This window comes from Nocardioides sp. (assembly GCF_035547795.1).
GTDB lineage: Bacteria > Actinomycetota > Actinomycetes > Propionibacteriales > Nocardioidaceae > Nocardioides.
Genome location: NZ_DASZUF010000181.1, coordinates 14,683 through 27,198 on the forward strand (window position 1 = coordinate 14,683; position 12,516 = coordinate 27,198).

Annotated in this window: 15 protein-coding genes; 9 read left to right on the forward strand and 6 right to left on the reverse strand. The window is 68.8% G+C overall.

Annotated elements, in window-relative coordinates; genetic code table 11:
- Positions 1-2 precede the first annotated feature (2 nt).
- Positions 3-1,895, reverse strand: a complete 1,893-nt coding sequence (locus VHA72_RS13305; protein ID WP_325575983.1) for a PAS domain S-box protein — start codon at positions 1,893-1,895, stop codon at positions 3-5.
- 120 nt (positions 1,896-2,015) lie between these two features.
- Between VHA72_RS13305 and VHA72_RS13310 the strand changes: the two genes are divergently transcribed.
- From VHA72_RS13310 to VHA72_RS13330, 7 genes are all read left to right on the forward strand, one after another.
- A complete protein-coding gene (locus VHA72_RS13310) occupies positions 2,016-2,522 on the forward strand; it encodes a nucleotidyltransferase family protein (protein ID WP_325575985.1) in 507 nt (168 codons plus the stop codon).
- A 281-nt stretch (positions 2,523-2,803) separates the two neighbouring features.
- Positions 2,804-3,445, forward strand: a complete 642-nt coding sequence (locus tag VHA72_RS13315) for a TetR/AcrR family transcriptional regulator (protein ID WP_325575987.1) — start codon at positions 2,804-2,806, stop codon at positions 3,443-3,445.
- Between the two features lie 326 nt (positions 3,446-3,771).
- On the forward strand, positions 3,772-7,224 hold the full coding sequence (locus tag VHA72_RS13320; RefSeq protein ID WP_325575989.1) for a hypothetical protein: 3,453 nt from the start codon (positions 3,772-3,774) through the stop codon (positions 7,222-7,224).
- Positions 7,225-7,509: 285 nt separating this feature from the next.
- Complete coding sequence (locus VHA72_RS16535; RefSeq protein ID WP_414689803.1) at positions 7,510-7,752, forward strand: replication initiator; 243 nt, start codon at positions 7,510-7,512, stop codon at positions 7,750-7,752.
- Positions 7,749-7,931, forward strand: coding sequence for a replication initiator (locus tag VHA72_RS16540; RefSeq protein WP_414689804.1), 183 nt, complete (start codon positions 7,749-7,751; stop codon positions 7,929-7,931). Before VHA72_RS16535 ends, VHA72_RS16540 begins: the two co-directional genes overlap by 4 nt.
- The gene (locus VHA72_RS13325) at positions 7,919-8,857 is read left to right on the forward strand and encodes a replication initiator (RefSeq protein ID WP_325575991.1); all 939 of its coding nucleotides are present in this window, start codon (positions 7,919-7,921) and stop codon (positions 8,855-8,857) included. The genes VHA72_RS16540 and VHA72_RS13325 overlap by 13 nt, the downstream gene beginning before the upstream one ends.
- Before the next feature lie 40 nt (positions 8,858-8,897).
- On the forward strand, positions 8,898-9,041 hold the full coding sequence (locus tag VHA72_RS13330) for a hypothetical protein (RefSeq protein WP_325575993.1): 144 nt from the start codon (positions 8,898-8,900) through the stop codon (positions 9,039-9,041).
- 4 nt (positions 9,042-9,045) lie between these two features.
- Here the strand turns inward: VHA72_RS13330 and VHA72_RS13335 are convergent, their stop codons facing one another.
- The 5 genes from VHA72_RS13335 to VHA72_RS13355 form a co-directional block, all read right to left on the reverse strand.
- Positions 9,046-9,456, reverse strand: coding sequence for a type II toxin-antitoxin system VapC family toxin (locus tag VHA72_RS13335; RefSeq protein WP_325575995.1), 411 nt, complete (start codon positions 9,454-9,456; stop codon positions 9,046-9,048).
- Positions 9,453-9,641, reverse strand: a complete 189-nt coding sequence (locus tag VHA72_RS13340) for a hypothetical protein (protein ID WP_325575997.1) — start codon at positions 9,639-9,641, stop codon at positions 9,453-9,455. The genes VHA72_RS13335 and VHA72_RS13340 overlap by 4 nt, the downstream gene beginning before the upstream one ends.
- Positions 9,642-9,717: 76 nt before the next feature.
- Positions 9,718-9,858, reverse strand: coding sequence for a hypothetical protein (locus VHA72_RS13345; protein ID WP_325575999.1), 141 nt, complete (start codon positions 9,856-9,858; stop codon positions 9,718-9,720).
- A 262-nt stretch (positions 9,859-10,120) separates the two neighbouring features.
- A complete protein-coding gene (locus VHA72_RS13350) occupies positions 10,121-10,540 on the reverse strand; it encodes a type II toxin-antitoxin system VapC family toxin (protein WP_325576001.1) in 420 nt (139 codons plus the stop codon).
- Positions 10,537-10,788, reverse strand: coding sequence for a type II toxin-antitoxin system Phd/YefM family antitoxin (locus VHA72_RS13355; RefSeq protein ID WP_325576003.1), 252 nt, complete (start codon positions 10,786-10,788; stop codon positions 10,537-10,539). Before VHA72_RS13355 ends, VHA72_RS13350 begins: the two co-directional genes overlap by 4 nt.
- Before the next feature lie 101 nt (positions 10,789-10,889).
- On the opposite strand from VHA72_RS13355, the gene VHA72_RS13360 reads away from it, so the two are divergent.
- Positions 10,890-11,948, forward strand: a complete 1,059-nt coding sequence (locus tag VHA72_RS13360; protein WP_524538598.1) for an ATP-dependent DNA ligase — start codon at positions 10,890-10,892, stop codon at positions 11,946-11,948.
- A 9-nt stretch (positions 11,949-11,957) separates the two neighbouring features.
- Entirely contained in the window at positions 11,958-12,473 is a 516-nt protein-coding gene (locus VHA72_RS13365; protein ID WP_325576007.1) for a hypothetical protein, read from the forward strand.
- Positions 12,474-12,516: the final 43 nt, after the last annotated feature.

Below are 12,516 nucleotides of genomic sequence, written 5' to 3' on the forward strand. Positions count from 1 at the left end.
GCTCAGCCGTGTACTCGCGTCCGGGTGCGGGTCTGTTCCCGCGGCAGGGTCAGCTCGAAGACGTGGGGTACGCCGTGGGCGGGCGGCCGGTAGCGTGCGTCGCCGTCATGCCCGCGGGCGATGCGGCGGACCAGGTAGAGGCCCAACCCGGTGCCGCCGGTGGGCCCGGCGATGGCGAACCGGTCGAAGAGCCGCGGCAGCAACTCGGTGGGGACGCCGTTGCCGGCGTCGCTGATCGAGATCACCACGCACTCCGGCTCGACCCGGGCGGTGACGGTGATCGGCGGCTGGCCGTGCCGCACGGCGTTCTCCAGCAGGTTGTCGACCGCCTGACCGAGCCGGCCGGCGTCGGCGGGGATGGTGACGTCCTCGGGCAGATCGGCGGTGACCTCGATGCCCGGATGCGCGGCCCGCAGGCCCTGGAGCGCGCTGTGCAGGAGCGCGTGCAGCGAGGTGCTCGAGATGTCCAGCTCGAGCGCGTCCCGCTCCAGCCGCGAAGCGGCGGCCATGTCGGTGACGATCCGCTGCAACCGGTAGCCACTGGCCGCGATCGCCGAGAGCAGCTGGCGGCGCTCGGGCGGCCCGAGCGCGGACCCCTCGTCGAGCAGCATGCTCGCGGAGCCGGCCACCACCGCCGCCGGGGTGCGCAGCTCGTGGGCGGTCACGGCGAGCAGGTGGGCCTGCTGCTCGAGCGCACCCTGCCGCTGCTCGGCGTACTCACGCTGTTCGGTCTGGTCGCGGGTCACCTTCGCGAAGCCGACATGGCGCCCGGCCTCGTCGTACACCGCGGTGATCACCACGCTCGCCCAGAACCGGGTGCCGTCCTTGCGCACCCGCCAGCCCTCCTCGGCGTAGGAGCCGTGGCGCAGCGCCCGGGCGAGGTTCTCCTCCGGGTGCCCCGCCTCCTGCTCCTCAGGCGGGTAGAAGAGCCGGAAGTGCTGACCGATGATCTCGTCGGAGGCGTAGCCCTTGATCCGCTCGGCGCCGACGTTCCAGCTGGCCACGCGGCCGTCCGGGTCGAGCATGAAGATGGCGTAGTCGCGCACCGCGGTGACCAGCAGCCGGAACCGCTCCTCGCTGAGTCGCAGCGCCTCCTCGGCGTGCCGCTGGCCGCTGATGTCCTGCACCTGCGCGAAGACGTAGAGCGGCTGCATCTTGGAGTCGCGGATCGGCGCCAGTGTCACCCGCACCATCCGGTCCTGGTCCAGGGGCAGCGGATGCTCGAACGTGACCAGGCCCTGGTTCTCGTCGCGGATCAACCGCAGGCCCTCGTCGAGCTCGTCGCCGTGCCCCGTGCTGACCTGGCCGTAGTCGACGCCGACCAGGTCGGCGGGGTCGCATCTCATCATCTCGGCCAGGGCGTGGTTGGCGCGCACCACGTTACCGGTGAGAGTGAGGGTGGCCATCCCGATGGCGGCCTGGTCGAAGACCTCCCGGAACCGCTCCAGATGCTCGTCCAGCACCGCCTGGTCGTCGTTGGCGCCGCCCCGGTCGACCAGCCGCAGGCCGCGCGGGCGGTGCGGCTGCTCCTTCCCGAGTACGGCGAGAAGACGGTCGGGCAGCTGGTCGATCGGCAGCGACTTCTCGACGTAGCCGGCGGCGCCGAGCTCCCGCGCCCGCTCGGCCAGCCCGCGCTCCTCGAACCCGGTGAACATCACCACCCGGGTCTCCGGGGAGAGCGCCAGGATCGCCGGCAACGCCTCCAGGCCGTCCATCGCCGGCATCGAGATGTCGAGCACCATCAGATCCGGCTCATGACGGTAGGCGAGGCTGATCGCCTCGCTGCCGTCGCTCCCCTCCCCGACGAACTCGAACTCGCCGGAGAGCTGCAACCGTGTCCTCACCAGCGCGCGCACGTCATCGGAGTCGTCGATGAGGGCGAGCGTCGGCTTCACGGGTCCTTCCACATTCATCCCCCCAGTTCGCGCATAGACGTACCCATCCCTAGCAGAAAACGTGCGTCGAACCTGGAATGAGTTCTGCCTGGGCCGGGCGCGTGGACCTACCACGAGGGCATGAACGGTCTCGCTGTCGACGTTGCGCGTCTCCGCGAGGTGTGCGAACGGTACGGCGTCGTGCGTCTCGAGGTGTTCGGCTCGGTGAGCCGTGGCGAGGATCGTCCTGACAGCGACGTCGACCTGCGCGACGAGCTCCAGCCCGGCTCACGCCTCGGCTTCGACTACTTCGACCTTGTCGACGATCTGGCCGAGCTCTTCGGTCGCGCAGTTGACCTGGCTACTCGACAACCACGGCCAGGATTTCGCCTCAATCGCCGACGGGGACCGCCGCCTTCTTTGAGTAGCCCCTTCCGGCGCCGGCGACCGTCGCACATGGCGGCCCAGACGTCCCACTGGCACATATCGTTGGTGAGTGAACCCGCCCGTCATGCCGCCCGTCATGTCGATGCTGGCCCACGTCGGTGCCCGCCGTACCCGACTCGACGGACTACTCCTTCGAACCCAAGGGGGACGGCTTCCGTCGTTCTTGACGGTGACATTTCGGCTCCATCTCTCCGCTCATAACCCAGAGGTCAACAGGTTCAAATCCTGTCCCCGCTACTAGGGAGAAATCCCAAGCCAGAGGCCGTTTTTGGAGTGATCCGAAAACGGCCTCTGCTGTCTCTTCCGGTGTCTCGTTTCACGCTTGTTCTGCTGGGCCTCGTGAGCGCGAGTCGACGCTGGGGCTGGTGCGGCCTCGGGAAGCGTTGCGCGAACATGCGCTCGAAGGTGGGTGCTCGTGCTCGCCGACGAGCGTGCAAGATGCCGCTCGGGGGATCCCCGCCAGGTCCTCTAGGATCGGCGGGATGGTGGAGTCGGTGACGGCAGGCGGAGAGCCGGTCCTGAAGGGGAAACGGCCGAACAAGCATGTGCAGCGTCGCGAGGCGACACGTGCCGGCCTGCTCCGGCTCGGCATCGAGCGCTTCCCACTCAAGGGCTACGCCGCCACCACGATCGAGGACATCGTCCACGACAGCGACTACACGCGCGGAGCCTTCTACTTCCACTTCGGCAGCAAGGAGGCGTTCTTCGTCGAGGTGCTGCGATGGCGTGGCAACGAGCGCTCGGAGTGGGCGAGTCGAGCCTTGGATCCCGCGCCGGCGACCTTGAGGGATGCGATCGCGGCGATGGTGAGCGTGCTGCCGGACGAGCGACAGAACGGTCTGGGCTTCGGGATGCTGATCGCCGAGTTCTTCCAGTCTCTCCCCGAGGGCTCTTCCCACCTCGACGAACTGCGCGAGCTCTACGCCGGGTGGCTGGCAGAGGCGGCAGTGTGGGTCGACGCCGTGAAGGAACTAGGCCTTGCTCGGGACGACCTGACGGCCGACGAGATCACCGCCGCCGTCCTAGCGGTCCACGACGGACTGCTCTTGCATCGCGCCGTCTACGGCCTTGAGGTGACCCCGGAGTCCTACGTCGACGTCATCCACCGGATGCTGCAGCCGTAGCCGTAGCACAGAGGTCGAGGCTGTAGCCGCGGCCACGCAACCTGCTCCTCGTTGCCGGGGAGCCGAGGTCGAGGCCGCCGCCGATGCGCCTGCCGCTGCGCCTCGTGATGCGCGTGGCGCCAGCTGCACGAGGCGGTCTGTGGCCTCGTCGACGTTCCCCGGCCCGAGTGGGTCATCGAGCGAGCACGGCCCCGGCGGTCGTTTCGCGCCGCGCTCGGTCTACGCGCCGAACTTTTGCAATAATTGCGTTCATGGATGTATGTATATCGCCGTTCTGATGCAAGCGCCGCGCGGTGCTCCCTCGTCTCGACGCGAAAGGCACGTCCATGTCTTCTCTCCCTCGTTCGCGCAGGTTGCTCACCGCGCTGGCGGCAGGCGCCCTGGTGGGCGCCGGACTGGCCGTCGCCGCGCCCGCCACCGCGGCCCTGCTCCCTTGGGCGGTCTCCGTCGACGACAGCACGGTCGGCACGCCGTTCGCCATCGCCTCCGACGACAGCGGCCACCTCATGGTCGCCGGCACGAACGGCTGGGGCACCCTCGACCCCTCCACGGGTGCGGTGTCCGACGTGAACGCCTATGTGGACGGCAGCGCCCCGGAGGGTACGGCTAGCTTGCTGTCCGACCCGGCTGTCAACGGGAACATGCTGCTGCTCGACGAGGGCGACGACGGACTGCAGGCGAACAGCGGGCTGGGTGCTGGATACGACCTGTACCGCTGCGACCCGTATACGGGCTCAGCCCCTGCGGACGACAGCACCCCTCCGGCCACCGGCTCCTATGACGACTACGTCGTCTGTGACACCACGCCCGACAGTGACCGGCTCACCGAGGTGGCCGCCACGTCGGATTCGGGCACCTTCATTGCCAAGGCGTCCGACGGCAGCTGGGGCATCTACATCCTCCAGCCGGCGAACAACGTCTGGAGTTCTGGCAGCTGGTTCAGCGGATGGGGGGCCATCGAGCTGGCCAACCTGGGCGACCCTGACCTCGAGTTCTACGGCACGCCGACCGCTCTGGCCTTCAGCGGCAGTGAGGAGGTCGGTGGTGACTGCTTTGTCTCGGGCTGCGGGCGCGAGGTCATGAACGGCTTCCTCGGGCTGACCGACGGCTCCCAGTTCTACGTCGCCGCGCAGAACGGCTCCACCACCACGGTCTACCACTTCACTGCTTCGAACGGTCCGGCCCCGACCGTTGGCGGCAGTGAGTCCGGCAACTACTACACCGACAACGTCGACGTGTCCCTCAGCCTCGCGAGAGAGAAGACCATGTCGACCACCGACCTCGTGACGGCCCTGGCGGCTGACGGTGAGACGGTGATGGCCGCGGCCGGCCACCAGGTGAGCGTGCTCGACTTCAGCAGCTCCCCGATCACTGAGACCGACGGCCAGCTCGGCGGCGACGGGAAGCGGGTCGCCGGCCTGGTCAACCTCTCCGGCACGTTCGTCGGCCTGAGTGCCGACGGCTCGACGGTGTACACGCTGCCGTCGGTGCCGAGCACACCCGACGCCGGGTTCCAGGCGACCATCGCCCTCGACGCGGACGACACGCCCGTCCTGTTCCTGAACGGTCTGAGCACGGACAGCACCGGCCTGGCCGACTCCAGCGAGGCGGTCGCCTACCCCTACCTGGTGCGGCTCACCCCGGCCAGCGGCGGGGACCCAGAAATGCTGCGGGCCGACGCCAGCGGCGACCTCGACCCGAGCACGCGGTTCACCGTCGGCAGCGGCGTCACGAGCTACCGCATCGCGCTCGCCTACGACAACGGGCTCTTCACCAGCGCCTACACCGCGGCGGCGACGGCGCGCGTGCCGGCCAGCACGAGCGGCAGCAGCGCGCCCTGGCGGATCCCGCTCGGCTTCGCCGCGACCTCGCTGACTGCTGACGGCAACACCATCTACGCCACCGACGGCACGACGACCAAGCAGGTCGACACCTCGCAGATCAGCGCCACCAGCCCGGCCTCGACCACCCTCACGACCGGCACCCTGCCGACTCCGACGGGTCCGATCAGTGTCACGGGCGGGCAGGTGACGCTGCAGTCCGGCGGCACCGCGTACCCGGTGTACGGCCTCAGTTCCGACGACAGCACCGATTTCGGCATCCTCACGAACACGGCGCCGGTCGCCCTGGGTGGCGACGCCGACGGCACCTTGATCGAAGCCAAGGACGCGGCCGGCGACTGGGGCTTGTATCTCGTCGACACAGATCTGGACGACGACGAGACCGTTGAGTCTGCCCTCGTGAGGGCCGGCAACAATGATGGGGGCCTCATCGACTGCCTCTCGGGGGAATCGTGTGTCGTGGCCTACCAAGTGGACGACCTGGGCTCGCGGCCCGTCCCGGCCGCCGACCTGGGCGTCACTCAGCACGGCACCGTGTTCAACGACGTCTACCTGGCACAGGGCTCCACCATCGGCCTCGATGCGGCCGCGCTGTTCAATGGCACGCCGGACGGCGAGCAGATCACCTCCGCGTCGCCGAACCTTGGCCCGGTCACGGGCCTCGCGCTCAACACGGATGAGAGCACGCTATGGGCGACGACCAGCACCGGCTACGTCCTGGGCTTCCCGCTCGACCCGACGTACGGCGAGTTCGTCACCGACGCGAACTACAACCCTCTGTTCGGGAGCGGCCGCCTGGGTGGTGACCTCGAGCAGGTCGTCACGACCAGCCACGGCGTCTACGCGCTCGATGTGACCCGCCACGCCCTCGACGTCGTGCCCGGCATCGAGCCCGACACGAGCAGTGTCACGGTGAAGGCCACCGACAACGGCGCCAGCGTGACGGGCCTGCCGAGCGTTCCGGCTTCGATCGGCGGCGTCGCCTCGGGCGCTTACCCCTACGAGGTGACCTTCACGCCGGTCGCGTCCGATGACGACAGCGACGAGTCGGCGTACGTGCCGACGGGTGACGACCCGGTCGTCGTCCACGTGAAGGCCGACGGCACCGTGGATCCGGCGGATACCGAGGACGACTCGACGCTGCTGGGCCTGACACCCGACACCGACTACGACGCCACGGTGAGCTTCGCCAACGGCGTCTACACCTCGGCTCGGCTCCGTGCCGCGGCCGCCACCCCGGTGGACAGCGAGGTGGACGACACCACGTTCGTCACCGAGCCGGCCACGTTCGCGCCGACCGCGGTGGAGATCGACGACGCCACGGGCAGCGCTGTCACGTCGACCACCCATCCGAAGGTCGGCGACACGCTGACCGGGAAGGCGACCTTCGGGAGCGACGATCAGGCCAGCATTGACGCAGGCACCGCGACCTCCTCCTACCTCTGGTATGCCGGCGGCAGCCGCTTCGCCACCGGCGCGAACGTGACGCTCACCTCGGCACAGAGCGGCAAGGCCGTCACGGTGCGGGCGGAGGTGGCAGAGCCTGGGCACCTCACCACGCTGAGTGACCCGTCCGACCCCACCGGCACGGTCGCGTCGGCCTCCACGGATGGCTCGTCCGGCCCCAGCCCGACGGGTAGTCCCTCGGCGACGCCGACGGCGAAGCCGTCCGTCACGGGCAGGGTCAGGATCGCGGGCAGGATCGCGGTGGGCCACTGGGTACGCGTCGTAGGGCCGACCTTCCACCACCTGCCGGGCCGGGCGCACCGGACGGTCACATGGCGCGTGGCCGGACGCACGGTCGGCCACGCGGCACGACTGCACCTCAAGGCGCGCTGGCGCAGCAAGTGGCTGCGGGTCGTGGTGACCGAGAGTTGGACCGCGAACAAGAAGCGGCACCAGATCGGCAAGAGCTCGGGACGTCACCGCATCCGCTGAGCGGCGCGTCCGGATGGACGTCGTGGCCCTCGCGTCTGACGCACGGGCCACGACGTCACGTGTCGGCTGAGAAGCGGTCAGTGGCCACGGCCGGCGTCTGTTGCGTGACGGAGAGTCGCGGTACCGAGGAGCTCGGTCCACCGCTGGCTCCGCTGACGGGCGCGGGCATGCCCGCCTCCAGCACCCCGCCCAGCTCCCCGGCCGGAGACCTGTCCGTGCCGGCCTGATCGAAGACATCGAGGCCGAGATCATCCACCGGGCCTCCTCCCCTGCCTATGAGAAGTGGTGGGGTCAGGTCACCTATGCCGGCTACTGCGCCACCCCGTCCACCTGCGCGGACGCGACGCCCAAGGCAAGGCCGTCACGATCCTCGCCTACTGCAAGACCCGGCGAGCCACGATCTGCCCGTCCTGCTCGGCCCTGTATGCCGGCGATACCTGGCAGCTCGTCCACCGCGTCATCACGCCGGACCCCGCGCAGAGTGACGCCAGCGCAGATCCCACACGGGACATGGTCTTCGCACCCTGACCGCCCCCAGCTTCGGGCCCGTCCACACCGCACGCCGCAGCGAACGACGGGGCGAGCAGAGCGGCCCTTGCCGTCCGGCCCGCGGCACGCGCGCCTGTCCCCACGGACGAGCGACCGCGTGCAGCGAGACCCATTCCGCAGCCGACCCGCGACTCGGCGAACCGTTGTGCCCGGACTGATACGACTACCCGAATCACGTGCTCTTCACCTGGTACTCCCCGAGCTATGGCACCGCTTCACCATCGCCCTGCGCCGCCTGATCCGTCGCCAGCTGCGGGACCTCGGACACGACCCCAAGAGCGTCCGCGTCTCCTACATCAAGGTCGTCGAACTACAGCGCCGCGGCGTCCCCCACTACCACGCCGTCGTGCGCCTCGACTCCATTCAGGACGGCGAAGAAGCGCCCATGGGTCCGGTGCCACTGACCATGGTCGATCTCATGCTGGCCGTGCGCCAAGCCGTCGACAACGTTCGGTTAGATGTGCCCAGCCTCGGCGGCGAACTGGTCACCCTCCGCTTCGGAGAACAGACCGACGTCCAACCCCTCCGCGCCACGAGCCCGCCGAGCGAAGACGACTCGATCGAACATGGAGACGGCGATCACGACCGACGTATCGCGAGCTACCTGGCGAAATACGTCACCAAGTCTGTCAACGAGTTCGGCCTGACACCGCGGCGCTTCTCCCCACTCGCCGTCGAAACCCTCGACGTACGGCCCCATGTTCGGGCGATCCTGCGAACCATCCTCGACCTCGCCGAGTCACCCGGCCCTGGCGAGATGGTGCGCTGGCTCCACACCTTCGGCTACCGCGGACACATCACCACCAAGACACTGCGCTACTCCACCACGATGAGAGCCCTGCGCGCACGCCGAGCCGCATGGCGCGCCCTGCACGCAACGGCCGATGGATCGACGGACAACGCGGCTGACGTCCAGGTGAATACAGACCGCGTATGGGAGTTCGTCGGCGCCGGTCACGCCACAGACGGCGACCGCCTGCTTGCCCTGACTGCCGCCGCTCGTTTGCGTGAGGCTCGCCAGGTCGCCCGTGAGGAGCTGTCCTCTCTTGAAGACGAGGATCGCGGAGGCGGCCATGCCGACTGATGCTGTGAGAGTGGCGGAGGGTGCCCCGTTACCTCCCGGTGTGGCAGCAGGCGCCCACGAGGCTCTGGCGATCCTGTGGGCCAAGAAGGCCGCCCTCGATGCAGGCGTCAGCAGGACTGAAATCGACGCTCATGCCTGGACGGCCGAGGTGCGGCTGACCGCCGAGCCTGTGGCCGCAGCCTGACCACTCAGGGTGTGATGACCCGAAGCCCCTCGTACTCTGCGAAGTCCTGAAAGTCGGCGACGTTGAGCGTCGCCAGAGGCAGGTCGTAGGCCAGACAGGCGGCAGCGATCCACGAGTCGTTGACGGGCCGTGGATGTCCTCGGCGGTCGGCGTAGGCGACGATCTCGCCCCACTTGCGGGCCACCCCTGACGTACCCGGCAAGGCAGTGATGTTGCGAAGCCACCCGTCCAGGGCGTCACGGCGGGGGTTGCCCCAGCTGCGGGCATGCGGCCAGCGGGTCATCTCGCCGTAGGTCACCCAGGTGATGAGGGGCTGGGAGCCGACGATCTTGGCAAACAGCGAGGCAGGCAGTTGCCGCTTGAAGCTGAGGGACGCGGCGTCGGTGTCGAGGACAATGCGATCCCCAGAGGTCACGCGATGTCCCTGTTCCGCTGCGCGCGGACCCACGCCACAAACTCCTGCAACTCCTCGTCATCGGGGAAGACGTCGGGCGCGGCCAAGTCGTCAGGGCTCGTGACGGGTGCGACGCCTCGCATCAACGCGTCCAGGTCGAGGAGGTCGGGCAGTAGCTCGGGAGCCGGCTGCGGCGCGTGTGTCATGACGGCGGTACCTCCTTTGTGTCCAACGTTCTCATTGTGTCAGGCGCGACCCGGCGGCACTCTTGTGCCGCGCCGCTCAGCCAGCGCCAGGGAGGAACTCAACGCTGACGTGCGGGCGATCGATGTAGACGGCCTCGACGCCGATGTGGCGCAGAGCGGCTCGACGGTCTTCCACAGGGATGGTCTCGTCGGCCAGGAGTTCGACGAGTTCGGCCATCGCATTGAGACTGCGAGTCGCGTACTCAGGTCGACGGAGAGCTGAGTCTGGCTCAGAGCATCTAGCTCGGCATTGATGCCCTCTTGCTCGGCATTGATGCCCTGCTTCTCGTCAGAGAACCTGCTGTAAGCCACTGCCGCGTTTCCGCGAGCCTTCCGCGCCACCGCACTCCCCTGCCCCGAACCGGCCTACCGTGGCCTCATGGACCCGCCCGTCCTGCCGATGCTGGCCACGTCGGTGCCCGCCGTACCCGACTCGACGGCTACTCCTTCGAGCCCAAGTGGGACGGCTTCCGTCGTTCTTGACCGTCGGGCAAGGTCTTCACGTCGTACTGCTGCACCATGCTGTCCACGGTGATCAGGGTCGCTCCTTCGACTTGCGCTTGAGCGACGAGCATTCGGTCGAATGGATCACGGTGAAGCAGCGGCAGCGATGCCAGCCGCGCAGCATGGGCGGCCCTCAGGGGCAGCTCGGCAAAACCGTCCCGCTCGATGCCCTCGGCGAAGTCGTCCCCGACGACCAGCCGGCCAATCGACTTCTTGACCGCGATCTCGGCGATCGAGACCGCCGACACGAACACCTCATGAGCCGAATCCGCGATGAGATCACGGAGGTCTTGCGTCAACCCCGGAGAGTCATCCCACCACCACAACAGGATGTGGGTATCGAGGATGAGCCTCACGACACCACTGGGTCGGTCCTGGTGCCGTACCAGGCGGCCTCGTCCTCGGCGGTCCACTGATCGAAGTCATCGGGGATACGGATCTCGCCCTTCATCCGCCCCGGGACACGGGCTGCGCGCTCCACGACCGGGCCGAGCTGGGCGACCGGCTTGCCGTTTCGCGCGATCACGATCGTCTCGCCGGCCTCTGCTGCAGCGATGAGCCGACTGAGGGAGGACTTCGCCTCATAGACGTTGACCGTGGTCATATGCCTGATTCTACGCCTCCTGGTCAGGTCTGGCCAGGCCAATGACGATCGAACGGAACGCCGGCCCCCGGCGATGACATGATCTGCATATGGACCTGCCCGTGAGGCCGCCAGTACTACCGATGCTGGCCAAGTCGGTGCCCGCCGTACCCGACTCGACGGACTACTCCTTCGAACCCAAGTGGGACGGCTTCCGAGCCATCGTCTTCCGCGACGGGGACGAGATCGAGCTGGCCTCCCGCAACACCAAGCCGCTGACCCGCTACTTCCCCGAACTGGTCGAGGCGCTGCGCGCGGCGCTGCCGCAGCGGTGCGTCGTCGACGGCGAGATCGTGGTGGCGCGCGACGGGCGACTGGAGTTCGAGGTGCTGCAGGAGCGCATCCACCCGGCCGCCTCGCGGATCAAGCTGCTGGCCGAGCAGACGCCCGCGTCCTTCGTCGCCTTCGACCTGCTCGCGCTCGACGACGTGTCCTACCTCGATGAGCCGTTCGCTCGGCGGCGGGCCGCGCTCGAGCGCGCGTTGACGACCGGCGACGCGGTGCACCTGTGCACGACGACCGCCGATCCGGTGGTGGCGCGGGACTGGTTCACCCGGTTCGAGGGTGCCGGGCTCGACGGCGTGGTGGCCAAGCCGCTGACCGCGCCGTACTCCCCCAACCAGCGCACCATGCTCAAGATCAAGCACGCCCGCACCGCCGACGTGGTGCTCGCCGGCTACCGGCCGCACAAGACCTCGACGCCACAGAAGCCGCTCCTGGGCAGCCTCCTGCTGGGCCTGTACGACGGCGACCAGCTGCAGCACGTCGGCGTCGCGGCATCGTTCACCGCCAAGCGGCGCGCCGAGCTGATCGAGGAGTTGGCGCCGCTCGAGGTGCCGCTCGAGGAGCACCCATGGGGCCGGTGGGCGGAGTTCCTGACCGCCAACCCCGACCGGGTGCCGGGCACCCAGAGCCGCTGGTCGCAGGGCAAGGACCTCTCCTTCGTGCCGCTGCGGCCCGAGCGAGTGCTGGAGGTGGGCTACGACCACATGGAGGGCCGGCGGTTCCGGCACACCGCACAGTTCAAGCGGTGGCGGCCCGACCGCGACCCGGAGTCGTGCGGCTACGACCAGCTCGAGGAGCCGGTGTCCTACGACCTGCGCGACGTGCTGGGTGGCTAGAGTCGCCTCATGGCTGACTACGACGTCGTACTCCTGGTCGAGCAGGCCCTCACCGAGGCCGATGCGGCACGAGTGCTGTCCCTGCACGAGGGCCTCGACGACCCGGTGACCTACCACGTGCTGCTGCCCGTGGAGGACGCCGCCGCCCGGATCGAGGCGGCGATGGGCTCGCTGCCCTCCAGCGAGCTGCTCGGCGCACCGAACATGCTCTCCCAGCAGGTCGACCTCGACGCCGTCCAGGCCGACGCCCGCGACCGTGCCCAGACCCAGCTGGCCGACACCCTCACCGCGCTGCACGAGGCTGGCGCGGAGGCCACCGGGGAGCTCGTCGAGGACCCGATCCAGGCGCTTGCGGCCAAGGTCCGGCAGGTCGACGGCCGCGAGGCCATCATCTTGACCCGGCCGCACGTCGTGGCGGAGTTCTTCCACGTCGACTGGACGGCGCAGGCGCGGCGCAAGCTCGGCGTCCCCGTCCTGCACCTGCTGGAGCACGAGACCTTCGACGAGCAGGCCGAGGGCTACTGAGCGCCGGGCTTCGTTGACGACCTGTTACCGGTCGTTGGATCAC

Excerpts from the sequence above, each read along its gene's own strand:
- VHA72_RS13345 (WP_325575999.1), bottom strand. The coding sequence starts at position 9,858 with ATGGCCGAACTCGTCGAACTCCTGGCCGACGAGACCATCCCTGTGGAA.
- VHA72_RS13320 (WP_325575989.1), top strand. The coding sequence starts at position 3,772 with ATGTCTTCTCTCCCTCGTTCGCGCAGGTTGCTCACCGCGCTGGCGGCA.
- VHA72_RS13365 (WP_325576007.1), top strand. The coding sequence starts at position 11,958 with ATGGCTGACTACGACGTCGTACTCCTGGTCGAGCAGGCCCTCACCGAG.
- VHA72_RS13310 (WP_325575985.1), top strand. The coding sequence starts at position 2,016 with ATGAACGGTCTCGCTGTCGACGTTGCGCGTCTCCGCGAGGTGTGCGAA.
- VHA72_RS13340 (WP_325575997.1), bottom strand. The coding sequence starts at position 9,641 with ATGACACACGCGCCGCAGCCGGCTCCCGAGCTACTGCCCGACCTCCTC.
- VHA72_RS13315 (WP_325575987.1), top strand. The coding sequence starts at position 2,804 with ATGGTGGAGTCGGTGACGGCAGGCGGAGAGCCGGTCCTGAAGGGGAAA.
- VHA72_RS13355 (WP_325576003.1), bottom strand. The coding sequence starts at position 10,788 with ATGACCACGGTCAACGTCTATGAGGCGAAGTCCTCCCTCAGTCGGCTC.